Raw genomic sequence first — 24,981 nt, forward strand, 5'->3', positions numbered from 1 at the left:
TCTACACCGTGTACTGCGGCAGGTCCTGCAGGGCGATGACGTCCATGCCCATGTCGTTGGCGCTGCCGTGACCCTGCTGGTCCTCGCGCACCGCCTCGATGGCACTCACATACGTGTTGGCGGCAGACATCGCGGTCACGCAGGTCACACCGCGTCGCACCGCCTCGGTGCGCAGCAGATAGCCGTCGCCGCGCGAGCCCGGACCGTACGGCGTGTTGATGATCACCGCGATCTTGCCATCGGCGATGAGGTCGCCGATGTTGGGGCGCTCGCCGTCGTGCGGGCCGCTAATCTTCTCCACGATCTCGCACGTCACGTTGCCTCCACGCAGCACGCGCGCCGTACCCTCGGTGGAGCAGATGTCAAAGCCCAGGTAACGCAGGATACGCGCGACCGAAAGGATGTGGCGCTTGTCGCGGTCGCACACGCTGATGAATACCTTGCCGGCGCTCGGGTCGGGCAGCCTGTAGTCGATCGCCAGCTGCGTCTTGGCGTATGCCTCGGGATAGCTCTTAGCGATACCCATGACCTCGCCCGTCGACTTCATCTCGGGCCCCAGGATGACGTCGGCGCCCGGGAAACGACCCCAGGGCATAACGGCTTCCTTCATGCAGAACCAGTCCAGCTGACGTTCGTCGCTCGGCAGGCCCAAGCTCGCGATGGAATCGCCTGCCATGATGCGCGCCGCGCATTTGGCCAGCGGCACGCCGGTGGCCTTGGAGATAAACGGCACGGTACGGCTGGCGCGCGGGTTGGCCTCGATCACGTAAACGGTCTCGCCCTTAATGGCGTACTGCACGTTGACCAGACCGCGCACGCCCAGCGCCATCGCGATGCGGCGCGTGGTCTCGCGGAGCTTCGCCTGCAGGCTCTCGCTAAAGCTGAACGGCGGGATGCAGGTCGCGGAGTCGCCGGAGTGAATACCGGCTTCCTCGATATGCTCCAGGATGCCGCCGATGTATACCTCTTCGCCATCGCACAGGGCGTCGACGTCGGACTCGATCGCACCCTCCAGGAAGCGGTCCAGGTACACCGGGTAGTCGGGGCTAATGCGCGCAGCCTCGGCCATGTAATCGCGCAGATGCTCGGCATCGTAGGCGATCATCATGCCGCGGCCGCCCAGCACATAGCTCGGGCGCACCAGCAGCGGATAGCCGATGTGCGCGGCCACGGCCTCGGCCTCCTCAAACGAGGTGGCCTGGCCCGCCGGCGGGTACATGATGCCCAGCTTGTCGAGCAGAGCGGCGAAGCGCTCGCGGTCCTCGGCAAAGTCGATGGCATCGGGCTTGGTGCCCATAATGTTCACGCCGCTCTCCTCGAGCATGCGCGCCAGCTTAAGCGGGGTCTGGCCACCGAGCGTCACCACGACGCCGTCGGGGCGCTCGACATCGATAACGTCCATGACGTCCTCGTAGGTGAGCGGCTCAAAGTACAAGCGGTCCGAGGTGTCGTAGTCAGTCGAAACGGTCTCGGGGTTGCAGTTGACTATGATGGTCTCGAAGCCGCGAGCCGCCAGTGCGTAGCTCGCGTGCACGCAGCAGTAATCGAACTCGATACCTTGGCCAATGCGGTTGGGGCCGGCGCCCAGGATCATCGCCTTGGGCTTGTCCGCCGGCGTGGTCTCGTCGGGAGCCACGCACTTCTTGGCATCCGGGCTCGTGCGGTAGATGTTCTCGTACGTCTTGTAGTGGTACTCCGTGGCGCTCGAAAACTCCGCAGCGCAGGTATCGACCGTCTTCATGCTGGGAACCACGCCCAGACCCTTGCGATAGGCGCGCACAAAGCGCTCGTCCGAGCCGGTCAGCGCGGCAATCTCGGCGTCGCTCGTGCCGTACTGCTTGAGCAGGCGCATCGCGTCGGCGTCGATATCCTCCACACGCAGGCCGCGGATGCTCTCCTGGACCTGCACCATGTCGTTGATACGGTTGAGGTACCACGGATCGATACCGCAGATGGCATGGATGTGGGCGATGTCCCAGCCACGGCGCAGGGCCTCGACCACAAAGAAGATGCGGTGCTCGGTCGGGGTTGCCACGGCCTGAGCGAGCTCATCGTCGCTCAGCTTGTCGGCACCCTCCTTGCCACCGGCGCAGATGCCCTGGTGACCGTCCTCCAGTGAGCGCATGGCCTTGCCGAAGGCCTCCTCAAAGGTGCGGCCGATCGCCATAATCTCGCCCACGGCCTTCATGCGCGTGGTGAGCGTAGGATCAGTGCCTTTAAACTTCTCGAAGGCAAAGCGCGGCACCTTGACGACGCAGTAGTCGATTGTGGGCTCAAAGCAGGCGGGCGTTGCCTTGGTGATGTCGTTGACGATCTCGTCGAGCGTGTAGCCCACGGCCAGGCGAGCGGCGGCCTTGGCGATGGGGAAGCCCGTGGCCTTGGAGGCCAGTGCGGACGAACGGCTCACGCGCGGGTTCATCTCGATGACGATCAGGCGGCCGGTCTGGGGGTTCACGGCAAACTGCACGTTGGAGCCGCCGGTCTCGACGCCGATCTTCCCCAAGATGGCGAGCGAGGCGACACGCATGCGCTGGTACTCAAGGTCGGAGAGCGTCTGCGCCGGCGCCACGGTGATGGAGTCGCCGGTGTGCACGCCCATGGGGTCGAGATTCTCGATGGAGCACACGATGATGCCGTTGCCGGCGTGGTCGCGCATGACCTCCATCTCATACTCTTTCCAACCCTCGATGGACTCCTCGACCAGCACCTCATGGGCAGGCGAGAGCTCAAGGCCCTGGCTCACGATGGAGACGAGCTCCTCGTGGGTATGCGCGATGCCGCCGCCGGCGCCACCGAGGGTAAAGCTCGGGCGCAGTACGCAGGGATATCCCACGCGCTCGGCGATAGCCTCGGCGTCGGCCACGCTGTAGGCATAGCCCGAGCGCGCAACCTCCAGGCCGATCTCGGCCATGGCCTCGTTAAAGAGTTTGCGGTCCTCGCCGCGCTCGATAGCGGCCAGGTCGCAGCCGATCATCTCGACGCCGTACTTGTCGAGCGTGCCGTCCTTTGCCAGCTCGACGGCGGCGTTCAGACCGGTCTGGCCGCCCAGCGTGGGCAGCAGCGCGTCCGGGCGCTCTTTCTTGATTACGCGCTCGATAAACTCGGCGGTGATGGGCTCGACATAGGTGCGGTCGGCAAGACCCGGGTCGGTCATGATGGTCGCCGGATTGGAGTTGACCAGGATGACCTCAAAGCCATCCTCCTTGAGCACCTTGCAGGCCTGTGCGCCGGAGTAGTCGAACTCACAGGCCTGGCCAATGACGATAGGGCCCGAACCAATAACGAGGATGCGCTTGATGTCAGTACGTTTAGGCATGTTAGTTCTCCTCGGTCGCAGCGTTCTCGGACTCGGCGAAATTCCAGCCGGCGAGGCGGTCCTTCGCGGTGTCGATGTCCAGGTAGTTCTCCTCGCCGTCCATGAGTCGCGTAAAGGCGGTAAAGAGATAGTGGGCATCGGTGGGGCCAGGCGAAGCCTCGGGGTGGTACTGGATCGAGAAACACGGGGCGTCGAGCAGCTGGATGCCCTCGGCGGTGCCGTCGTTGAGGTTCACATGTGTCAGGCGAATGCGACCAAAGCGCTCGTTCATCACGACCGGCGCGATGCCGCGACGCACCCAGGCGCGCAGGTCACCGTCGGCCGCATGCTCGGTTTCGCCGCCGGAAAGCTCCGGAATCAGTTTGCCCAGACTGGGGAACAGCAGGCCAAAGCCGTGGTTTTGCGCGGTGATCTCCACGCGACGGCTCACCAGATTCATAACCGGCTGGTTACCGCCACGGTGACCGAATTTAAGCTTTTCCATTTGGGCGCCGCAGGCCAGGCTGATCATCTGGTGACCGAGGCAAATGCCAAAGACCGGCACCTTGCCGATCAGCTGCTGTACCTGCTCATAGGTCTCCACCACGGCATCGGGGTCGCCGGGGCCGTTGGACAAAAAGACGCCATCGGGATTCATGTCGAGCACCTGCTGGGCGGGCGTATCCCACGGCACGACGGTGAGATCGCAGCCGGCACGGACCAGGCCCTCCAGAATACCGCGCTTCACACCGCAGTCGTAGGCGACCACTTTGTGACGGGCAGGAGCGGCAGCCGCAAGCGCAAAGTCATGCGTGGCAGGCAGGTCGGCGGCCACAAACTCGTGAGGCGCGGGGCAACTTACGGTCTTGACCAGGTTCTCGCCTACCAGCGTGGGCGCAGCGGACAAGCGCTCGGCAAGCTCGTCGACGTCGAAGATCTCGGTCGAGATAATGCCCATCTTGGAACCATTGTCGCGCAGATGGCGCACCAGAGCGCGGGTGTCGATACCCTCGATAGCGACGATGCCGTGAGCGCGCAGGTACTCCGGCACGCTAACGGCCGAGCGCCAGTTAGAAGGCGTGGCGCACATATCGCGAACGATCATGCCGCGCATAGCCGGAGCGCTCGCAGGGCGCACGGCGTCGCCGGGGAAGGCCGACTGGACATCGGTCTCGTCGATACCGTAATTGCCGATCTGCGGATAGGTCATGGTTACAATTTGGCCGGCATAACTCGGGTCGGTCATGACCTCAAAGTAGCCCTCGAGCGAGGTGTTGAAGCAGACTTCGCCGGTCGCGGTGCCCTCGGCGCCGCATGCACGTCCATAAAAAATGGTCCCATCCTCAAGATACAGGATACAGGGACCGCAGGTGCCCTTGCTGGTTTTGGCCAGCATACGCTGGCAAAGCTCGCTGGGCGCGAAGGTGCGGGCGGCAGCGCCCGCGGTATGGTTGTTCGCCATAATTCTCCTTCCCGGTCTCACAGGACCGGCTTAAAGGTGTGTAGTTAGGCCTCGCGGTATTGTAACCGCAAGCATGCCTCATGGCGTTAATTTCATCGAAATGTTTACGAAATGATAATTATGACTTTCTATGCATAATGATTATTTAATCCCCGTCCCAGAAAAATTATCCCGCGTGGGCTTGTGGCTCACGCGGGATAATGGCCTCTTACTTTTGCTTGTCCTGTTCCAGCAGATCGGACGGTGAGCGATCGGGCTTGCCGCCGCGGAAAATCTCGCGGCCATGCAGACGATGCTCCAGGTCACGTTCGGCCTTTTCCTCGTCAATCTTGGTCTGGCTCACCACCGGGTCCTCGATCAGCGACGAAACCGAGTTCACCTGTTTTTGAATGCGCTCGGCAATGGTGTCGTCCATGCTTACGATGCGCATCTTCCAGTCGATACTCGTGGCGTTGGATGAGCTCTTGGTCCACACAAACGTCAAAATGGCGCTCTGATGACCCCGCGCGGGAAACATGCCAAAGAAGGAATCGTGCTGAATGTTGCTATCCTCGTCGATATAGGCGTGAACGTTATACACCACGCGGTCGATCTTATCGTTGAGCAGCGCGTTGGTCGCAAGCGCAGCGGCCTGAATCTGCCCGTTGGACAGCAGCTCGAGCTCGTTGGCAGACGATGTGTCCAACACCGTCACCTCGACCGTGCCCGTACGCTCATCAGCTTCATCGACGGTAAAGTCGAGCGGGAACTGCGTAAAGCCGTTGCCCCACTCAAGGCCGCCCTTCAGCGCCGTCGAAACGGTATCCACCGAAACGCTCTCGGACAGGTTGGCGGTGTTCAGGCGTCGCATCACGCCGTAGCCAATCTGCATGCCCACAATCAGCACCAAGATGCCAATGACCACGGCCATGGCAGTCTTCGTAATGGTATGGCTCACCTGCGAGCCCGAAGGGTCGTCCTCGGACAGCGGGTCGATATGTTTTGCCTGGCTCGCGCGGTCCTCGCTGCGCAGCTGCGCTAGCGCCGCTTTGTCACCGCGCTTGGCCGCAGCCTCCTTCTCACGCATGCGCTCGGTTCGCTTTTTGGCAAGCGTGGGATCCAAGACACCGGATGCATCGATTTCGGAGAATAACTCCGTCACTTCTTCCGGAGTCAAAGGGTTCTTGTCAGCCATAAACTTCCTGTCATATCAATCAGTCGAGCTCGTGCGCACGCACACCTTCGAACTGCATTCGATAGTAACGGGCATAGGTGCCGCCACGGGCGAGAAGCTCCTCGTGCGTGCCACGCTCCACAACGCGACCATGCTCAACGGTCGCAATCTCATCGGCGTGCTTAATGGTCGAAAGACGGTGGGCGATGATGATTGTGGTACGGCCGCGTGCCAGCTCCTCGAGTGACTCCTGCACCGCCTCCTCGCTCTCGTTATCCAAAGCACTCGTCGCCTCGTCCAAGATCAAGATTTTGGGATTCTTGAGAAACACGCGCGCGATGGCGACGCGTTGCTTCTGTCCGCCCGAAAGACGGCTGCCGCGCTCGCCCACCACGGTGTCATAGCCCTGCGGAAGCGACTCGATAAATGCATCGATGTTGGCGCGACGGGCGGCTCCGGCGATCTCTTCTGCCGTGGCGCCCGGCTTGCCGTAGGCGATGTTCTCGCCGATTGTTCCGTCAAACAGGTAGACATCCTGCTGCACCAGGCCGATAGCGCGGCGCAGGCTCTGCTGCGTCACATCGCGTACATCCTGACCGTCGATGCTAATGGATCCGGCAGCCACGTCATAAAAGCGCGGCAGCAGCGAACAGGTCGTGGACTTGCCACCGCCCGAAGGGCCAACCAAAGCGATGGTCTGCCCGGGCTTGATGGACAGGTTCATATGGTCGATAACGGGACGCTCTTCGGCATCGCCCTCGCCCAGCTCAACGTCCTCGTAGTTAAAGCACACGTCGTGATACTCCACGGCGCCGGCAGTCACCTGCAGATCCGTAGCGCCCGGCTTGTCCTGGATATCCGGCGCGGTCGAGAGCACCTCGTCCATGCGCTTAAAGCCGGCGATGGCCTTCTGATACGTTTCGGCCGAATTGACGAGTGTCTCGAGCGGCGTGCAGAACAGCGAAATATAGAGTGCAAAGGTCGCCATATCGACCGCCTGCAGCTGTCCCTGGGCGACCAGCCAGCCGCCCAGCAGCACCACGATCACATAGAGCACACCCGAGAGCAGGCCATACGTCGCGGTATAGACGCCCATGGCGTGATACATGTTCTCCTTGGACGAAAGATAGCGATTGTTGGAGGCGCGGAACTTGAAGCGCTCGGTCTCCTCATTGGCAAAGCTCTTGACCACGCGCATGCCCGCCAGCGAATCCTGCAGCTGCGCATTGATGCCGCTGATCTTTTTGCGGTTGTCGCTAAAGACCTCGCGCATGCGCATGTTCTGCCAAAACATGATGACCGAAAACGCTGCTGTCACCGCAGCCATGGCAAGCGCCAGCACCGGGGCGATGGTAAAGAGGATCACAAACGAGCCGATAATCTCGATGCCGCAGATGATGATCCACTCGGGCACGTGGTGCGCCGCCTCGCAGATATCGAACAGGTCGTTGACCACGCGGCTCATCATGTCGCCCGAGCTGTTGCGGTCGAAGTACGCAAAGCTAAAGCGCTCATACTGGTCGAACAGGTCCTCGCGCATTTTGGACTCCATACGCGCGCCCATCACGTGACCCCAATAGCTCACAAAATAGCGGCAGGCGCAGCGGATGGCATACATCAGCACCAAGCCCACCGCGATCATGCCGAGCGCCTGCATAATGGCAGCCTGACCCTGGGTAAACAGCCCACCGGTCAGATTGCGCAGGATAATGGGGAACGCCAGGTCAATGGCGGCAAGCACCAGAGCACAAACAGTATCAGCAACAAAAAGCCCCATCTGGGGCTTGTAATACGAAAGAAACCTCTTCAGCATAATCACCTTACGCGGTTTTACCAAACCGCGTTTCATCTCGACGCTGCAAGTGCTCCATTTGGACAATCTGGCCTTCAATCGTCGGTCGCGTATACCCATACGCTTCCCTCCTCTTTTAGGCCACCTTGTCTCAAATGGAGCACTTTCGCTGACTTACACAAACCTGCGGGATCATTCCCGCTCGTTAAATCTCCGCTCCGCCCAGCCTGTGTGCGATGCTGTCGCAGGCAAGCGCGCCTACAACGGTCTTGGCGTCTTCGATCTTGCCGTCGAGCACGGCGTCGATCAGCTCGTGCAGCGGCACCAGGTCCACGTTGACAAACTCGTCATCATCGGGGTTGGGCGCATCAAACTCGAGCTTGGTAGCCAAGTAGATGTGGATGATCTCATCGCAAAAACCGCATGACGTGACAATCGACGTCAAAAAGCGAATACGACCGGCCCTAAAGCCCGTCTCCTCATGCAGTTCGCGCTTGGCGCAATCGAGCGGGTCCTCGCCCGGGTCGAGCTTGCCGGCGGGAATCTCGACCGTCACGCGGTCGATGGCGGTGCGGTACTGACGCACCAGTACGATCTTGCCGCTCTCGGTCAGTGCCACAACGGCCGCCGCACCCGGATGGCGAACGATATCGCGGGCGCTGCGGCGACCGTTGGGCAGCTCAACCTCAAGACGGTGGACGTCGAGGATCTTGCCCTTCCAGGCGCACTCCTCCGAAAGAATCTTCTCGTGCAGCTCGGCATCGTGCGGGTCGTCGTCGCCCAGCACCAGCGCCGGCTCGTCAGCGACCTCGCCACCAGGCTCGCCCTCGGCGTGCCCATACATGCGGCTGTCCTCCTCGACGATCTGCGCGTCCACGAGTTCTTCGTTCTTCTCGTCCATCCGTCTCATTCCTCTCGGATTTTAGGCATCCCAGGCGTCGCGGCCGCGCAGCGCGCGCAAGCCGATGTCGTGACGCAGGGTCTTGCCCTCAAAATCAATCTTCTCGCAGGCCTCGTAGGCAAGGTTGCGAGCGTTCTCGAACGTGTCGCCCAGAGCGGTCACGGCAAGCACGCGGCCACCATTGGTCACGAGCTGGCCGTCCACCACGGCAGTGCCCGCGTGGTACACCGTCACGTTCTCCATGGCCTCGGCATCCTCAATACCGGTGATGACCTTGCCTTTCTCGTAGCTGCCGGGGTAGCCCGCGCTCGTCAGGACAACGGCCACGGCCCACTCGTCGCGCCAGTCGAGTTCAATCTGGTCGAGCTCGCAGTTGGCGCAGGCGAGCATGACCTCGACCAGATCGTTCTTAAGGCGCGGCAGCACGACCTGCGTCTCGGGGTCGCCAAAGCGGGCATTGAACTCCAGCACCTTGGGGCCGGCAGGCGTGAGCATAAAGCCGCCATACAGGCAGCCGCGGTAGTCGATGCCCTCGGCAGCAAGCTCGGCCACGGTCTGCTCCATGACCTTCACCATGGTGGCGTGCTCCTCGTCAGTCACGATGGGCACCGGGCTGTAGACGCCCATGCCGCCGGTGTTGGGGCCCTTGTCGCCCTCGAGCGCGCGCTTGTGGTCCTGCGAGGTGGCCATGGGGCGCACGGTCTTGCCGTCGGTAAAGGCCAGCAGCGAGCACTCGGGGCCGGTCAGCATCTCCTCGATGACCACGGTGTTGCCGGCGTCGCCAAAGGTGCCGCCAAAGCACTCGCGCACGGCCTCCTCGGCCTGCTCAAGTTCGGTCGCCACGATAACGCCCTTGCCCGCGGCAAGGCCGTCGGCCTTGACGACCAACGGAGCGCCCTGCTCACGCACGTAGGCGAGAGCCGAAGCCTCGTCGGTAAATGAACCATAGGCTGCCGTCGGGATACCGGCGCGCTCCATGAGCTGCTTGGAGAACAGTTTGGAGCCCTCCATCTGGGCGCCCTCGGCACCCGGGCCAAAGCAGGGAATACCCGCCGCGCGCACGGCGTCGGCCACGCCCGCCACGAGCGGAGCCTCGGGACCAATTACCACGAGTCCGCATCCGTGGCTCTGAGCAAACGCCGCCACGGCCGTAGGATCGCAGTCGTCGAGAACAACGTTCTCGCCGCAGCTCGCGGTGCCGCCGTTGCCCGGCGCGATGTAGAGCTTGCCGGCGCGCGGTGATGCTGCGAGCTTTGCTGCCAAAGCATGCTCGCGGCCGCCGCTGCCCAACAACAGGATGTCGATGGTTTGAGTGTCCGCCTTCAAGGGTGCCTCCTCTATGGATGAATAGCCCGCTCCGCGCGAGCCCTTTGCAAGCAAATATACCCCTCGGCCGCCCACTTGGGCTGCAAAGGGGTATATCGCAATAACCAAATGATCCCGATTACTTCCAGAATCGGTTGATAATCTGCTCGCGACCAGCGCCAACGCCAATGAACGTCACGCGGGTGTGTGCCAGATCCTCGATAAACGCCACATAGTCCTGAGCCTCTTGCGGCAGCTCGTCAAAGCTGCGACAACCGGTAATGTCGCACTTCCAGCCGGGGAGCTCCTCGTAGATGGGCTTGGCGTGCTCAAAGCGCACTTGATGCTCGGGCACGCTCGTGTAGCGCTCGCCATCGACGTCGTAGGCCACGCACACCTTGATGGTGTCGAAGGCCGAAAGCACGTCGAGCTTGGTCAGGGCGATGTCGGTGAGGCCGTTGACACGCGAGGCGTAGTTGGCGATGGGGCCGTCGAACCAGCCGCAGCGACGACGGCGACCGGTGGTCACGCCGTACTCATAGCCCTCCTCGGTCAGCGTGTGGCCGGCCTCGGACTCATAGGAAAGCTCGGTGGGCATGGGGCCCGAACCGACACGGGTGATATAGGCCTTCATGACGCCCAGCACGCGGTCGACGTTCTTCATGCCCACGCCGGAACCGGTGATGGCGCCGCCGGCGGTGCAGTTAGAAGACGTCACGTACGGATAGGTGCCGTGGTCGATGTCGAGCAGCGTGGCCTGGGCGCCCTCAAACAGCAGGTCCTTACCCTCGTCGATCATGTTGTTGAGCAGCAAGCTCGTCTCGGTGATGTAGGGGCGCAGGCGCTCGGCCATGGGCAGATACTCGTCGCAAATCTGGTCCACGGTGTAGGTGGGCAGGTTGTAGATGAGCTCAAGCTCGGGGTTCACGCGGGCAAGAGCGGTCTCCAGCTTGTCGCGGAACAGTGCCTCGTCCAGCATGTCCTGCATGCGCAGGCCGATGCGGGCCATCTTGTCCTGGTAGCACGGACCGATGCCGCGCTTGGTGGTACCGATGTTCTTCTTGCCGAGCTTCTGCTCAAAGGCGCCATCCAGATCGATGTGGTACGGCATGATGACATGCGCGTTGCCGCTAATCTTGAGGTTCTTGGTGGTGATGCCGTCGGCCTCGAACATGTCGATCTCCTCAAGGACAACCTTGGGGTTGACGACGCAGCCGTTACCGATCACCGACACGTGGTCGGAATACATGATGCCGGAGGGCACCTGGTGCAGGCCGTACTTCTTGCCGTTGACGACGATGGTGTGACCGGCGTTGTTGCCGCCCGAGTAGCGCACGACGGCATCGAAGTCGCCGGCGACCAGGTCGCAAATCTTACCCTTGCCCTCATCGCCCCACTGGGCACCGACCAAAACGGTTGACGGCATGTTTACTCCTTACATTCATGGACTGTCTACGCGCCACGCCGGCACGCAGAAGCACAAAACATTCCCAGTATACCCGTGCAACGGGCGCCTGTCCTACTCCTCGGCATGTGCCCCATCAAGCTCATAGAACTTGGTGGATGCCGGCAGGAACATCAGGTCGACGTCGCCGATCGGGCCCGAACGGTTCTTGGCCACGACGATACGCGTAACGCCCTCGTCGGGTCGATCGTCGCGCGAGGCTTCGGCCTCATCGGCGGAGCGGTCCAAGAACATAACGATATCGGCGTCCTGCTCGATGGAGCCCGATTCACGAAGGTCGGAAAGCTGCGGGCGCTTGCCGGTACGGGATTCGACCTGACGCGAGAGCTGCGACAGCGCGATGAGCGGGATCTTGAGTTCCTTGGCCATGATCTTCAGACCACGCGACATCTCGGAGACCTCGACGGTACGGCTCTCGGAGCGGCGTCCCGGCGGAGGACTCACCAGCTGCAGGTAGTCCAGGATGATGATGGCCTTCTCCTTGTTGTGGAGCATGCGGCGGCTCTTGGCGCGAATCTCGGTCACTGTGGTGCCGGGCGTATCGTCAATCAGAATATCGAGCTTGGACAAGGTCTGCGTGGCCTCGTTGATATTGGCCCACTGCTCGGGGCTAATGCGGCCCATGCGGAAGTCACTGATCGAAATCATGGCGTAGGCGCAAATCAGACGCTGGGCAATTTCCTTGCCCGACATCTCCAGCGAGAAGAAGCCGACGGTATAACCGGCCGCGGCAGCGTTGAGCGCCAGATTCAGGGCGAACGACGTCTTACCCACAGCAGGGCGGGCGCCGATGATGATGAGCTGGCCCTCGCGAAAACCCATGAGTATGCGGTCGAGCGACGGGAAGCCCGTGGGCACGCCCGCAGCCTGGCCGCCTGCCTGGCACACTTCCTCGGCCTCGTTATAGGCCTCGACCATAAACTCGGTCAGCGTCTTGTAGCTCGACTTGACCTCGCGCGCCGTGACCTTGAGCAACTTGCTCTCGGCCAGCTCCACGACCTCCTTGGTGTCGGTGGGAGCGTTATAGGCCAGCGCGTTGATCTCGTTGGTGGCGCCGATCAACTCACGCAGCATCGAATCGCGGCGAACGATAGCGGCATGGTGCTGCCAGTTGACGAGCGACAGGGTCTGACCCATCAACTCCAAAATATAGGCCTCGCCGCCCACGGCATCAAGCTTGTTAATGCTTCTCAGGTAATCGATCAGCGAGATGGAGTCGATGGGAATGCGGCTGTTGTACATATCGACCATCGCGGTATAGATGGTCTTATGAATGGGCCGGTAGAAGTCATCGGGCTGCAGCTCGACCTGGGCCTCTTCGACCACCTCGGGCGATAGCAGCATAGCGGCCAGTACGTTGGCCTCTGCATCTTGGTTTTGGGGGAGACCCAACTTGGAGCCGCGGTCCTCAACCGTCAGCCCCGTCTCCCTATCGTCGTATGCCATGAGCATCCTCATTCATATCGCTTGCGAGCATCCATAGTATCAGCCACAGCTTTAAATCGAGGCGCGCCTTAATAATCATCACCGAACCAAACGGATGAACGGTCCCTTATGTGCGTTGTGTCCCGACCGCTTTGGATACTGGGACTTTTCCTATAATCTTTCTTGCTTAGATAGCAGGCGAAAGCGAAGGAGCTCCTATGGTCACCAAGGATGATGCGTGTTGGATAATCGGCCTTTCCGCAGGTGCGGGCATTGGCGTATACCTTGATGGCGGCTGGGGCATCGATGCGCTTGTCGGGCGTGAGACCAGGGCTCATAACGACATCGACCTGTTCGTTCAGCGCGGGGATTACCAAAGGTTCGTGGATCTAATTGCTGATGAGGGGTTTTCCGAGGTGGCTGCATCTTTCACCACCGAAGATCACACGGTGTGGCAAGACGAGGCGGGGCGCATCGTCGACCTGCATTGCTTCGATTTCGCCGAGAATGGCGATATTCTGTATCAGGGAGATCGTTTTCCCGGGGAGGTCTTTTCGGGGAGGGGGCGCATCGGCGAGGTGGAGGTGTCGTGCATCGACCCCGAAAGCCAGCTGTTGTTTCACTTGGGCTATCAGCATGACGAGCACGACGCCCACGATGTCATGCTCCTATGCCGTGAGTACGGTTTCGACGTTCCCGAAGAATATCGCTAGCTGTTGCTATTTGCATCGGGGCACGACTTCAGCGCTTGCCGCGGATGCGCTGCGCCAGACCGCCCTGGACATCACGCCACGCCGTATATGGCCCTCCGCGCACGCGAGTCCCATTTCGCCTGCTTGATCCAGTACTCGTAGAACGGATAGGGGGTCACCTTGTACTGGCGCCAGGTCTTCTCGTACGTGCCGCGGGCTGCCTGCCTCACTATGAGCTCGGCGAGCTCGTCCGCACTCCTGCGGACCTTGAAGCACCATGTCCACTTGAACCAGGCGAGGTAGTTCTCGAGGCGTCTCGTGGAGACACCCCGGAACCTGCCGATGAAGTGCCTCATCTGGGAGTGGAGGCTGTTCACCCTGTTGATGGCGTGCTCCTCCCTCTTGCTGGCGATGTGCGCGCCGACGCCGAGGGCGGGCAGGACGCGGCGGTACACGTGCGCACGGTCCGTCGAGATTATCGCGCCGACCGCGAGCTTGTCGGCGAGCAGCTCCCTAGCTGCCGCCTCGTCGAGGCCGCCCCTCCCCGCGATCTCGTAGAAGATGTCGCCGGCGTCGTTGATGCCGGTGAGCACGCATATCTTCTCGTGCCCGTCGGTTCCCTGCGACCTTGTGCGGGGCTTCCTGGGCATGCCGGACTCCGACCTGGAGCGGTTTCCCTTGAATCTCTCCCTGAAGAAGCACTCGTCGAGCTCGGCCCCGCCGCCGGCCTCCACGCGGAAGGCGGGCATGCGCTTGGCCATGGCCTCGAGCAGCCTGTGGCGCATGAAGAACGCCGTCTTGAGGCACACGCCGCACTTTTCCGCCGACTCGCGCAGCGGGAGCATGTCCACGTGGCACTCCGCGAACCTCATCCGGGCCGACCTGTCGAGCTTGGTGGTGGAGAAGATGCGCATGGTGGCGTCGGTGAAGGTCCTGGCGCACCCTCGGCAGAGGAACCGCTGACGGCCGCGCCCGTCTCGCCCCCTCTTCACGTAATGCGGGGAGCCGCACCAGGGGCAGGCTCTGTCGGGATCGTCTTCCGCCCCCTCGCTTGCCGCGAGTTCGAAAAGCTCCGCGTCTATCAGCGCCTTGAGCGATCTCAGGGCTCTGCTCTTCTCGGCAGCCGTCATCTGCGGGAGGAACTGCCTCGTCAGCTGGGTGAGCACGTCTTCCATTGCAACCTCCATCTCTCCTGATGATGGAATTGTCGCAACCGGGGCCCCGTCGCGTGTACTGCGTGCAGGACACTTATCCAAAGTGGTCTAACACAACGCTTATGTGGGACTGCATCTCAATGTATGACGTGACACCCACTCAGCGCAAAAAATAAAAGGGCGCCCCGGTCTCCCAGAGCGCCCTTCTTAGAACAAGATTGTTGCGTTGCAGCAAATGCTACTCGGCAGCAGCCTCGGTCTCGACCTCGGTGGTCTCGGCCTCGGCGACCTCAGCGGCCTCCTCGACCTCAGCATCGGCAGCGAGCTCCTCGGCGGTAACGCCGACGAGAACGACAACCTCGGCCTTGATCTCGCGGTACAGCGAGATGGCAACGGTGTGGGCACCGGCAACCTTGATGGGCTTACCGAGCTCGACGCGCTTGCGGTCGATGTCCATACCGAGCTGATCCTTGATGGCGTCAGCGATCATAGCGGCGGTGACGGAGCCAAAGAGGATGCCCTCGTCGCCGACCTTGACGTCGACGGTGACCTGCTTGCCCTCGAGGGCAGCCTTGGTCTCGTTGGCGGTAGCCAGACGGACGGCCTCGCGCTTGGCGATGTTGTTGCGACGCTCGTCAAGCTGCTTGAGGTTGCCCTTGGTGGCGGCAACAGCGAGCTTCTTGGGGAACAGGAAGTTCTCAGCGTAACCCTGAGCGACCTCTACGACGTCACCCTCGCCGCCCTTGCCCTTGATCTCATCGAGAAGAATAACCTTCATGATGCGTCTCCCTTCTTAGCCGCGGTCGCGGTTGCCACGAGAGGAAACCACGGGGACGGTGTACGGCAGGAGGGCCATCTCGCGGGCGCGCTTGATGGCGTTGGCGATGTCATGCTGATGCTGCGTGCAAGCGCCAGTGACGCGACGGGGCTTGATCTTGCCACGGTCGGTCATGTACTTACGGAGAAGCTGAGTGTCCTTATAGTCGATGAACTCAGTGTTCTCCTTGCAGAACTGGCAGTACTTACGACGCGGCTGACGTGCAGAAAAATCATTAGCCATGTCAAAATACCTTTCATTTGGCAACTTCGGCGAACCGAAGCCGCCTCTCACTCAAAAATAGGTGAACAACCCTTAAAACGGGATGTCCTCATCGTAGACGTCGACCGCGGGCGGCGTGGCCACCGGTGCGGCAGGACGTGCTGCGGGCGCGGGAGCTGCGGGGGCGTAACCGCCCTGATCGTAGCCACCCTGGCCACCACGGGAGCTCATAAACTCGATCTCATCGACGATGACCTCAAGCTTGCTCCTGCGCTGACCGTCGCGCTCCCAAGAGCTGTAGCGCAGCTTGCCCTCGATCGCGACCTTGTTTCCCTTTGCCAGGAAACGGCTCACGGCCTCGGCGCGGGTGCCGAACATGGTGCAGTCGACAAAGTTGGGATAGTCCTCCCACTCGCCAGTCTGCGCGTTGCGGCGACGATCGTTCACGGCGACGCCAAAGGACAGAACCTGGGTTCCGCCGGCGGTGGCGCGCAGCTCGGGATCGCGGGTGAGGTTACCGGTGATGTTCACTCGATTGATGCTCATAACTCACTACTTCCTCTTGGGGCACAAGCCCAGTCCAAAACGACAGTCTTACTCCTGGTCGTCGCGACGGACGATCATGTGGCGGACCACAGCGTCGGTGATGCGCAGGACGCGATCAAGCTCGGCGATCTGGGTAGGATCTGCGTGGAAGTTGATGAGGGTGTAGTCACCATCGGTGAGGTCGTTGATCTCGTAGGCGAGCTTGCGCTTGCCCCACTCGTCAACGGAGTCGACCTTGCCAGCGCCCTCAGCGATCGTGGTATCGATACGCTTCATAACAGCGAGACGAGTCTCGGGGTCGAGCGACGGGTCAACAAAGAACAGCAGTTCATAAGCCTTCATATTGTCACCTCCTCTGGGCAAATGTGGCTTCAGGTCGTGAAGGTGCGCCTGAAGCAGGAAAAGACTTGGTAATAATATCTTTCAACCTCCTAGGCTGCAAGAATATGCAGCTACAACCTCATGACCTCCACATATGTCCATGCTCACACGGCACTTCATGCGCATTCCAACCAAATGCTGACCAAATGCTTGACGGATCTGTGTTCAAGATACGGTGCCGTGGGGACAAGCTGAGCCAAGCCGCAGGTCAGCGGGCACAAGGCTGTGGTCGCAAAATGCATACCAGTGGCCCACAGCACCACCCAAAGATTTTTAAATTCATTGCCAAGTCGCTTATGAATACCCTTTTTTGAACAATTGAGTTGATCAACCACGCTGGTCGGAAGCCGTTTTTTGGGACCTCAAGCCCCACTGCAGCGCCAAGCACGGCCAAGCGTTTTAAAAAATGCCAACTTTTCTGTTTGCACTTTGCGATTCCTCGTGTATACTGACTTTCGCATTTAACGGAGAGTTGTCCGAGTGGCCGAAGGAGCACGATTGGAAATCGTGTAGGCGTCAAAAGCGTCTCCAGGGTTCAAATCCCTGACTCTCCGCCAGTTAATTCCAAAGCAGGCCTTCGAGCCTGCTTTGTTTTTACCCCACGCGGAGGGGTGGCAGAGTGGTTGAATGCGGCGGTCTCGAAAACCGTTTGGCCTGTATAAGGTCACGAGGGTTCGAATCCCTCCTCCTCCGCCATTTTGGTTGAGAAAGCTCCCGAAAACGGGGGCTTTTTTTGTTTAGAGTCCCTTACGAGCAAATACGGCGGAGGAGGAGGGATTCGAACCCGTCAGGACGCAAAGCGTAAAGAAAACGCGCCAGTGGCGCGTTTTTAGCGCAGCGCGGTCGGCGCAAGCCGACCGAATAAATTTTGAGCTCCGCTCAAAATTTAGACATCCCTCCTCTTCAACCCACACCCCCATCACGTTCAATCCCAACCCAACATCCCAAACATGTACATCACCCTCCAAAGATGTCAAAAAATGTCGTTTTTGGAGGGTGGTGTACACGTTTGTATATGACACACGCCGTGCATGAGTCGGCTTACTCGCATTCGGTATATTTCCCCACCTCAACGGACATAAGAGTTGGGTATCGACTCAGAGCGAGAGGTCCCCAATGGATACCCCTGTTCTCATTTCGCATAAAACTGCATGGCTCGTCCATCACGCGCCGCAAGGCCGGGTTCAAGCGGTCGCGCAACACGACTACCAGATAGGCGCAAGAGGTCTCTCCACCCAGCAACGCATCGCGCGCATACGACAGGCCCTCACCGACTGCGGCATTCCGCCCGATATGTTCAAGACTATCGATATCTCCGTAGTGTTTGCTTTCGAGCGAATTCGCACCAACGGCGTCACTTGCCATGTTCTCGGCCAAAGCCTACCCTATGGCCATATTGACGAGCTTACGCCCGGCATCTTTATCACCGACGAAGCCTTCACCTTCGTGCTCGCCGCCGAGTGGATGGATAGAATCGAATACCTCGAGTATGGCTACGAAGTTTGCGGCGACTATCGCATGGGCCTTAATCCCTCTGACCCTTATACCGAGCAACCAGCAACCACCTCCAAGGACGAAATTGTCGAACTGCTCGATCAACACCCTGGCAAACCCGGTGCCACACGCGCGCGACTCGCGCTCAGACATGTCTACGACCACTCGGTCTCGCCTATGGAGGCTGCATCGGCAATCGCACTTTCACTTCCAACAAGCGAAGGCGGCGTTGGCATTCGAGGCATCGAGCTCAACCGACCGCTCGAGATCCCTCAACGTCTTTGGCATTGCACCAAAGCCCGAACACTCAAAATCGATGCCCTCATTACCTATAAGCGCAGAGAGCTCGGCATCGAATATAAGGGTGGCTTTCACGACGAGACTGGCCGTAAGGGAGCAGATGCGGAACGCGAAGCTGTGCTCGCCCAAATGGGTTATCGCATTGTCACACTCACCTCAGCGCAATTTGCCAGTCAACTCGCTTTTCACCGTGCCATGAACAATATCCGCGAAGCACTCGGTATGCCCCGCTGCACGGATGCCGAGTATCAGCGAAAGCAAAACGAACTGCGAAAGGCACTTATCCGCAACTGGAAGGGCACGAAGGACATAGAGACGCCCTCCGAGTAACGTCGCCCGCTCGGCGCGCGCCAAAACATGTACATCATCCGCCAAAAACGACATTTTTCGACATCTTTGGAGGCTGGTATACATGTTTGGAACCTATGACCGCACCCAACCCCTACCGTTTGCCGAGCAATGGGGTCGCAATCGCCGCCAACCATGTACTATGTACGGGCATTGTCTAAACTCGCAATCAGAAGGATTCCATCTTGCCCGTCGTCGCCGCTATGACCGTTACCTCACATGCCTCGGATGCCATGGTCGCTATCCCCTTTTGGCTCGAGATGTTCGCTGTTGTCGCGGCATCGATCTCGGGCGTGCTGGTCGCGCGCGAGCATAAGCTCGACCTGGTGGGCGCGGTCGCACTCGCCGTTGTCTGTGGCCTGGGCGGCGGTCTCTTACGCGACATGACACTGCAAGTGGGCAACGTCTACATCCTCAACCAGCCAATGGCGCTGCCGCTCTCCATCGCCACGGCGGCCATCATCTACATCTTCCCGGCAATCGTCGATAAACCCGAGAAACTCATTCCCCTGCTCGACATCATCTCGGTCGGCATCTATGCGGCAACCGGCGCGGACAAGGCACTGGTCTACGGCTTTGCGCCGGCCGTATGCATCATGATGGGCTTTTTCACCGCGGTGGGCGGCGGCATGTTGCGCGACGGCTTTATGGGCGTGGTTCCGGGCATTTTCCAACGCACTAACTTTTATGCCATCGCGGCCATCGCCGGATCGGCAAGCTATGTAAGCCTCGTCATGAGTGGCTTGGTCAGCAATGTCGCCGCGCTAATCGTATGCGTTGTCGTGACCATGGGTCTGCGCTGGCTCTCGCTGCGCTTTGACATCAAAAGCCCCACCGAGGAAGACATCGCGCGCTTCTTGCATCGCAAAAAGTAGACAGCACGGCACGACCCTTCGAAATGCAACCGAGAGGTTCTTTTAGAGCGACCGCGCGTTGGGTACCCTGTTAGATACATGTCGAGTATCTAGCGAAGGATTCACTATGCCTTACAACCTAGCACCGTCGTCCCGGCGCCGTAAAGCGCGGGGCCGCATCGCCCTCCTATTTGCACTGATTGTGCTTGCGCTGACCGTACTTCCCACGGCTTCATTCGCCGGCACAGATACCGCCGGAAACGTGCTCACGACCGAAGCTGACTCCACCCCGTCCGGGGTCGAAGGCGACCTGTACTGGGCCGGCCAAAGCCTCAACTTAGACGATGCCTCCATCGGCCGCGATATTATCGCGGCGGGCGAGAGCCTGTCGATTCGCGACTGCACCGTAGGCGGCGCCGTTCGCCTGGCGGCGCGTACCATCGATATCGCCAAAACCACAATCGATGGCAGCGTGACGGTAGCCGGCCAGCACGTCGTCCTTAACACCGGTAGCACCGCCAACTGTTTTTACGCGGTAGGCGAGACGGTCGCCCTGCGCGGCTCCGCTAAATCGGCGGCGCTCGCCGGCGACACCGTTACCATCGATGGCACCGTCGATGGCGATGTTGAGGTCTGGGCCGACAAGCTCATCCTGGGCAAAAACGCCTGCATCACCGGCACGGTGAGCGCCCACGTCTCACAGGATCCCGAGCGGGCAGAGGGTGCCCAGGTCGGAGCCCTCAAGATCGACCGAACCGAAAACGAGGACACCTCTACGGTCAACGACATTATCGGCGGCATCGTTGCCGCAGCGCTTTCCACCGGCTTTGTCGCCATCCTGCTTGAGCTTGTCTTTCCGCGCGCAACCGCCAGTGCCGCCGGCATGCTGCATCAGTGTCCCACGCCGCTGTGGGTAAGCGGTCTTCTGGGCACGGTCGCCGTCGTTCCCGCCGTCCTGCTGCTCATCATCTCGATTGCAGGCCTGTCGCTCGCCGGCACCCTCATGTGCGGCATCATCGGACTCGCTCTGATCTCGGCGGCATTTACGGGTACCGCGATCGCACGCATGGTCGGACACAATCAGAACCGCTACACCATGGCCGCCGTGGGCGGTATCGTCGCGGGCGCACTCACGGCACTTCCTCTTATGGGCAACTTTGTCAGCGGTGTAGCCTTCGTCTTCACGCTCGGCTACGTCATCCAGATCATCTGGCGCAACGCCCACCTCAAGCCGCAGCAGCCGGCTAACACGCCAGGACTCCCCACCGCCTAACCACCAATCACCGCAAAGGGGACAGGCACCTTTGTGGTTGTGAAGGCCTTCTCAATCCCCGTGCACCAAAAAGGGCGCCGACCATTGCGGTCGACGCCCTTTCTTATTGGCAGTTATAAGCCCCAGCGCTTATTTGTTGACCTGGCCAGCGCGGACGGCTGCCTTCTTACGGTCGGTGGCGTTGAGCAGGCGCTTGCGCAGGCGGATGTTCTTGGGAGTAATCTCCACCAGCTCGTCGTCGGCGATGTACTCCAGCGCCTCCTCCAGAGAGAAGGTGCGAGGCGGCACCAGCTGCACGGAGATGTCGGAGGTCGAGGAACGCTGGTTACCCAGGTTCTTGGTGCGGGCGATGTTGACGACCATGTCGCCGGCCTTGCTGCGCTCGCCCACGATCATGCCCTCGTAGCACTCGGTACCCGGCTCAACAAACAGCTGACCGCGCTCCTGCAGCGTGCCCAGAGCGTAGGCAACGGCCTTCTCGGTGGTCATGGAGATCATGGCGCCGTTCTGTCGGTTGCCGATCTCGCCGGCGTAGGGGCCATACTCCAGGAAGGTGTGGTAGAACACGCCCTCGCCGTGGGTGACGTTCATGATGCGGTTCTTAAGACCCATGATGCCGCGCGTCGGGATCTTGAACTCAAGATGGGTCACGATGCCCGAGGTGTCCATGCTCGTCATGATGCCACCGGAGGTGCCGAAGACCTCGACGACCTTGCCCGAGTACTCGTCCGGGCACTCGACAACAGCCTGCTCGACGGGCTCCATCTTGTTGCCGTTCTCGTCCTTCTTAAACAGAACGCGGGGACGGCCGACCTGGAACTCAAAGCCCTCGCGGCGCATGGACTCCATCAGGACGGACAGGTGCAGGATGCCGCGGCCAGAGACCTCGACGCCGCTCTTGTCCTCGAGCTCCTCGATCTTCATGGTCACGTTGTTCTCGGCCTCGTTGAACAGGCGCTCCTTGAGCTGACGGGCGCCCACAATGTCGCCATCACGGCCGACGAGCGGAGAGGTCGAAGCCTCAAAGACGATGGACAGGGTCGGCGGGTCGATCTCGATGGGCTCGAGCTCGACGGGGTTCTCGGGGTCGGTGTAGACATCGCCGATATCGGTGCGGTCAATGCCCACGACGGCGGCGATGTCGCCAGCGCCGACTTCCTGGCACTCGGTACGGCCCAGGTAGTCGAAGGTAAAGAGCTGCTTGACGGTAGCGGTAGCGCTGGAGCCGTCGTTCTTGACGACCAGAATCTGGTCGCCCTGGTGAATGGTACCGGAGTACACGCGACCGATACCGATGCGGCCAACGAAGTTGGAGTGGTCGATGGTCACACACTGCATGGCCAGGGGCGCGGTCTCGTCAACCTCGGGCGCGGGCATGTCGTCGATGATCATATCGAGCAGCGGGTACATGTCCATGTTGCCGTCCTCGGGATCATGACGGGCAAAGCCGTTGACGCCGCTGGCGTAGATGACGTGCTCCATGGCAAACTCGAGCTGATCGTCGGTAGCGCCCAGGTCGGCCATAAGGTCGAGGCAGTCGTTGTAGGCCTTCTCGGGGTTAGCACCCGGACGGTCGATCTTGTTAATGACGATCATGATCTTGAGGCCGGTGTCGATAGCGTGACGCAGCACGAAGCGGGTCTGGGGCATGGGGCCCTCAAAGGCGTCGACCAGCAGCAGGGCGCCGTCGGCCATACGCAGCACGCGCTCGACCTCGCCGCCAAAGTCGGCGTGGCCCGGGGTGTCGATGACGTTGATCTTGACGTCCTTGTACTCGATAGAGATGTTCTTGGCGAGAATCGTGATGCCGCGCTCGCGCTCCTGGTCGTTAGAGTCCAGGACGCGGTCCTCGACCTGCTGGTTGGCACGGAAGGCATCCGTGGCACGCAGGAGCTTGTCGACCATCGTCGTCTTGCCGTGGTCGACGTGGGCGATGATGGCGATGTTCCTCAGATTGTCTACGCGCATGTAGTTCCCCTATCTTCTATCCATATACAAACGGCACGCGTATGCGGCCCGCCCAGCGATACAACGCTCAGCGGGAATATTGAGCCTTTTACCGAAAACTCGTTTATTTTAGCGATTTTAGATGAGAGGGGTTTCCTCACCTGCAGGTTCAGGGTCGCTCCACATAAAACCATCGCCGGCACCCATGCCCTCATACAGCACATATGCCGAAAAACCGCTCTCGAGCGTCGTCTCAAAGAAACTCACGAGCAGAGCGTCGTGGTAGCCGCCGTCAATCTCGACACAGCCGGTATAGCCGATAGCATAGCGGGCGATACGGCCCAGGCCCTCGTCCTTAAGACCCATCTTGTGCTCGGAGATAAAGTTGGTGGCGGCCTCCAGGCATGCCTCCTCGCCATCCTCGTCGAGCGCGGCCAGATAGCGGTTGGAAGCAGCGTCCTCGATCGCCACAACTACGCCCGGATTCTCACCGGCGGCAAGGTCGTCCAAGAACGCACCAATCAGGTCACACACCATGGCGTCGAGCTCGGCGGAGACGTTACCGGCGTCCTGCATATCCTGTGCCATCTCTAGACCTTCCCATCGAATCCGGCGTCGTTACAGTTCTTGTGCCTCGGCAGCGATCTTGGCGGCAGCGTCGCGGGCGCGCACCATATCCATCGCGCGCTTGTCGAGTACCTTGATCTGGTTGGTCAGCATTACCGCATCGACCACACCCCAGATTACCAAGCCTGTTGAAATCGAAAACCCAAGCGCACCAACTGTACCACGAAGACGAGAACAGATTACCGCGACAAGGGCGGAGATGATAACCATCTTGATATAGGAGCCGCGGCGCTCGCGAAGCGTGCGGGCCTGCGTCACATAGGCGATGCGAGCCGCCTCGGATGCCTCCGAGCGCATCTGGGCTTCACGCGCGATGGCGGCCGCTTCAGCCGATACGCGGGTACCCATCAGCGACCTCTCCGCTCGCGTGCCAGACATTTAGAAATCATCGGGGGAGAGCGTATGGACGAACTCGTCGAACTTCTCGAACTCCTGCTCGTCGTCGACTTCCTCGGCATGGGCAGAAACGGTGCCCAGGCGATTCATGATGTCGTCCTCCACAAACATGGGAGCATTGCTGCGCACGGCAAGGGCGATGGCATCGCTGGGGCGGGCATCGATCTTGCGCTCGTCACCATCGGCCAGTACGACAATCGTCGCGTAAAACACCGGCGGCTCGGCGCGAACGATCTCGATGCGCTCGAGTTTGGCGCCCAAGGCGTCAACGGTATCGAGCAACAGGTCATGGGTAATCGGGCGCTCGGCGCGACCGCTATCGATGCCGCGGCTGATGGCAGCAGCTTCAAACGAACCAGTCTGAATGGAAAGGGAACGCAGCGGCGCGGGCAAGTCCGATTTGCTGCAGCGCTCGCGAAGCACGATAAGCGATGGCACGGGACCGGCGGCCATGACGATGGTCTCTATGTCGACACGAACCATGGAACACCTCCGGTACGTAGCGGTTAACACGCGGCAGCCCGCCGCATTGAATAGCTATACTACCCAAACTTTCGCACAGCACACAAAATCAAAGTAGTCTTTTTGGGACGGGGCTCTTTTGACTACTCCAGCAGGTAAGAAAAAAGCCCCGAGGAAACCCTCGAGGCTCTTCACAGTTTTGATGGTGGACCTGACAAGATTCGAACTTGTGACCTCCCGGTTATCAGCCGGACGCTCTAACCAACTGAGCTACAGGTCCATCATGGTGGAGGTTAGGGGGATCGAACCCCTGACCTCAGGCTTGCAAAGCCCGCGCTCTCCCAGCTGAGCTAAACCCCCACGGAGAAAGTAATAAACACCCCAGCGGCGACTCGGCTCTCGCTGGGGTGTTTATTGCGAAAGAAAGTGGTGGACCTGACAAGATTCGAACTTGTGACCTCCCGGTTATCAGCCGGACGCTCTAACCAACTGAGCTACAGGTCCATCGCGCAAGGGATATATTAGACGAGTCGTTACGCGCGCGTCAACAACTTTTTTGAAAATCTTTGGGAGGGATGGTCGCTGGGCCGGCGAGATGGTTTTGGTTTGCTGCTCGGACAGTCCTGCGCAAGACGAAGGCCACATTAAGTGGCCTTCTTTGCGTGCGGAA

Annotated in this window: 21 protein-coding genes and 5 tRNA genes; 6 read left to right on the forward strand and 20 right to left on the reverse strand. The window is 60.4% G+C overall.

What is annotated here, in order from left to right:
• Nucleotide 1 precedes the first annotated feature (1 nt).
• From carB to dnaB, 8 genes are all read right to left on the reverse strand, one after another.
• Nucleotides 2-3,316, reverse strand: a complete 3,315-nt coding sequence (carB, locus tag DXC67_RS09165) for a carbamoyl-phosphate synthase large subunit (protein WP_117638150.1) — start codon at nt 3,314-3,316, stop codon at nt 2-4.
• 1 nt (nt 3,317) lies between these two features.
• Nucleotides 3,318-4,757, reverse strand: a complete 1,440-nt coding sequence (carA, locus tag DXC67_RS09170; protein WP_117638151.1) for a glutamine-hydrolyzing carbamoyl-phosphate synthase small subunit — start codon at nt 4,755-4,757, stop codon at nt 3,318-3,320.
• A 208-nt stretch (nt 4,758-4,965) separates the two neighbouring features.
• Entirely contained in the window at nt 4,966-5,931 is a 966-nt protein-coding gene (locus tag DXC67_RS09175) for a hypothetical protein (protein ID WP_117564028.1), read from the reverse strand.
• A gap of 19 nt (nt 5,932-5,950) precedes the next feature.
• Nucleotides 5,951-7,723, reverse strand: coding sequence for an ABC transporter ATP-binding protein (locus DXC67_RS09180; protein ID WP_117638158.1), 1,773 nt, complete (start codon nt 7,721-7,723; stop codon nt 5,951-5,953).
• 184 nt (nt 7,724-7,907) lie between these two features.
• The gene (locus tag DXC67_RS09185) at nt 7,908-8,603 is read right to left on the reverse strand and encodes an NUDIX domain-containing protein (protein ID WP_187361906.1); all 696 of its coding nucleotides are present in this window, start codon (nt 8,601-8,603) and stop codon (nt 7,908-7,910) included.
• Nucleotides 8,604-8,624: 21 nt separating this feature from the next.
• Complete coding sequence (purD, locus tag DXC67_RS09190; protein ID WP_117638152.1) at nt 8,625-9,929, reverse strand: phosphoribosylamine--glycine ligase; 1,305 nt, start codon at nt 9,927-9,929, stop codon at nt 8,625-8,627.
• A 118-nt stretch (nt 9,930-10,047) separates the two neighbouring features.
• Complete coding sequence (locus DXC67_RS09195) at nt 10,048-11,334, reverse strand: adenylosuccinate synthase (protein WP_055251352.1); 1,287 nt, start codon at nt 11,332-11,334, stop codon at nt 10,048-10,050.
• 93 nt (nt 11,335-11,427) lie between these two features.
• Nucleotides 11,428-12,825: a replicative DNA helicase gene (gene dnaB / locus DXC67_RS09200; protein ID WP_117638153.1), complete on the reverse strand. Its 1,398-nt coding sequence runs from the start codon at nt 12,823-12,825 to the stop codon at nt 11,428-11,430.
• A 191-nt stretch (nt 12,826-13,016) separates the two neighbouring features.
• On the opposite strand from dnaB, the gene DXC67_RS09205 reads away from it, so the two are divergent.
• Entirely contained in the window at nt 13,017-13,511 is a 495-nt protein-coding gene (locus tag DXC67_RS09205) for a nucleotidyltransferase domain-containing protein (protein WP_117629780.1), read from the forward strand.
• A 71-nt stretch (nt 13,512-13,582) separates the two neighbouring features.
• On the opposite strand, the gene DXC67_RS09210 is transcribed toward DXC67_RS09205, so the two are convergent.
• The 5 genes from DXC67_RS09210 to rpsF all read right to left on the reverse strand — a co-directional run bounded on the left by DXC67_RS09210 (nt 13,583) and on the right by rpsF (nt 16,571).
• Entirely contained in the window at nt 13,583-14,665 is a 1,083-nt protein-coding gene (locus tag DXC67_RS09210; RefSeq protein WP_158551338.1) for an IS1595 family transposase, read from the reverse strand.
• Between the two features lie 217 nt (nt 14,666-14,882).
• Entirely contained in the window at nt 14,883-15,422 is a 540-nt protein-coding gene (gene rplI / locus DXC67_RS09215) for a 50S ribosomal protein L9 (RefSeq protein ID WP_117638155.1), read from the reverse strand.
• A gap of 15 nt (nt 15,423-15,437) precedes the next feature.
• The gene (gene rpsR, locus DXC67_RS09220; protein ID WP_006235829.1) at nt 15,438-15,704 is read right to left on the reverse strand and encodes a 30S ribosomal protein S18; all 267 of its coding nucleotides are present in this window, start codon (nt 15,702-15,704) and stop codon (nt 15,438-15,440) included.
• A 72-nt stretch (nt 15,705-15,776) separates the two neighbouring features.
• The gene (locus tag DXC67_RS09225; protein WP_006235830.1) at nt 15,777-16,229 is read right to left on the reverse strand and encodes a single-stranded DNA-binding protein; all 453 of its coding nucleotides are present in this window, start codon (nt 16,227-16,229) and stop codon (nt 15,777-15,779) included.
• A 48-nt stretch (nt 16,230-16,277) separates the two neighbouring features.
• Complete coding sequence (rpsF, locus tag DXC67_RS09230; protein WP_006235831.1) at nt 16,278-16,571, reverse strand: 30S ribosomal protein S6; 294 nt, start codon at nt 16,569-16,571, stop codon at nt 16,278-16,280.
• A 505-nt stretch (nt 16,572-17,076) separates the two neighbouring features.
• On the opposite strand from rpsF, the gene DXC67_RS09235 reads away from it, so the two are divergent.
• From DXC67_RS09235 to DXC67_RS09255, 5 genes are all read left to right on the forward strand, one after another.
• Nucleotides 17,077-17,167: transfer RNA gene (locus DXC67_RS09235), tRNA-Ser, on the forward strand.
• A 48-nt stretch (nt 17,168-17,215) separates the two neighbouring features.
• Nucleotides 17,216-17,306: transfer RNA gene (locus DXC67_RS09240), tRNA-Ser, on the forward strand.
• A 420-nt stretch (nt 17,307-17,726) separates the two neighbouring features.
• Complete coding sequence (locus DXC67_RS09245) at nt 17,727-18,734, forward strand: hypothetical protein (protein ID WP_117564023.1); 1,008 nt, start codon at nt 17,727-17,729, stop codon at nt 18,732-18,734.
• A 203-nt stretch (nt 18,735-18,937) separates the two neighbouring features.
• Nucleotides 18,938-19,627 carry a trimeric intracellular cation channel family protein gene (locus DXC67_RS09250; protein WP_233503220.1) on the forward strand — a complete coding sequence of 230 codons (690 nt, stop codon included), beginning with the start codon at nt 18,938-18,940 and terminating at the stop codon, nt 19,625-19,627.
• A 106-nt stretch (nt 19,628-19,733) separates the two neighbouring features.
• Nucleotides 19,734-20,879: a polymer-forming cytoskeletal protein gene (locus tag DXC67_RS09255; RefSeq protein ID WP_117638156.1), complete on the forward strand. Its 1,146-nt coding sequence runs from the start codon at nt 19,734-19,736 to the stop codon at nt 20,877-20,879.
• A gap of 129 nt (nt 20,880-21,008) precedes the next feature.
• On the opposite strand, the gene typA is transcribed toward DXC67_RS09255, so the two are convergent.
• The 7 genes from typA to DXC67_RS09290 form a co-directional block, all read right to left on the reverse strand.
• Nucleotides 21,009-22,847 (reverse strand): translational GTPase TypA, encoded by a 1,839-nt coding sequence (gene typA, locus DXC67_RS09260; protein ID WP_117584035.1) that lies wholly within the window; start codon nt 22,845-22,847, stop codon nt 21,009-21,011.
• 117 nt (nt 22,848-22,964) lie between these two features.
• Nucleotides 22,965-23,414 carry a hypothetical protein gene (locus DXC67_RS09265; RefSeq protein ID WP_089572580.1) on the reverse strand — a complete coding sequence of 150 codons (450 nt, stop codon included), beginning with the start codon at nt 23,412-23,414 and terminating at the stop codon, nt 22,965-22,967.
• Nucleotides 23,415-23,444: 30 nt separating this feature from the next.
• Nucleotides 23,445-23,801, reverse strand: a complete 357-nt coding sequence (locus tag DXC67_RS09270) for a hypothetical protein (RefSeq protein ID WP_117638157.1) — start codon at nt 23,799-23,801, stop codon at nt 23,445-23,447.
• A 30-nt stretch (nt 23,802-23,831) separates the two neighbouring features.
• On the reverse strand, nt 23,832-24,332 hold the full coding sequence (locus DXC67_RS09275) for a bifunctional nuclease family protein (protein ID WP_089572578.1): 501 nt from the start codon (nt 24,330-24,332) through the stop codon (nt 23,832-23,834).
• A 182-nt stretch (nt 24,333-24,514) separates the two neighbouring features.
• Nucleotides 24,515-24,591, reverse strand: a tRNA-Ile gene (locus DXC67_RS09280).
• A gap of 4 nt (nt 24,592-24,595) precedes the next feature.
• Nucleotides 24,596-24,671, reverse strand: a tRNA-Ala gene (locus tag DXC67_RS09285).
• 67 nt (nt 24,672-24,738) lie between these two features.
• A tRNA-Ile gene (locus DXC67_RS09290) sits at nt 24,739-24,815 on the reverse strand.
• Between the last annotated feature and the right edge of the window lie 166 nt (nt 24,816-24,981).

It is taken from the genome of Collinsella sp. TF07-1, assembly GCF_003437235.1.
In the GTDB taxonomy this organism is placed as follows: domain Bacteria; phylum Actinomycetota; class Coriobacteriia; order Coriobacteriales; family Coriobacteriaceae; genus Collinsella.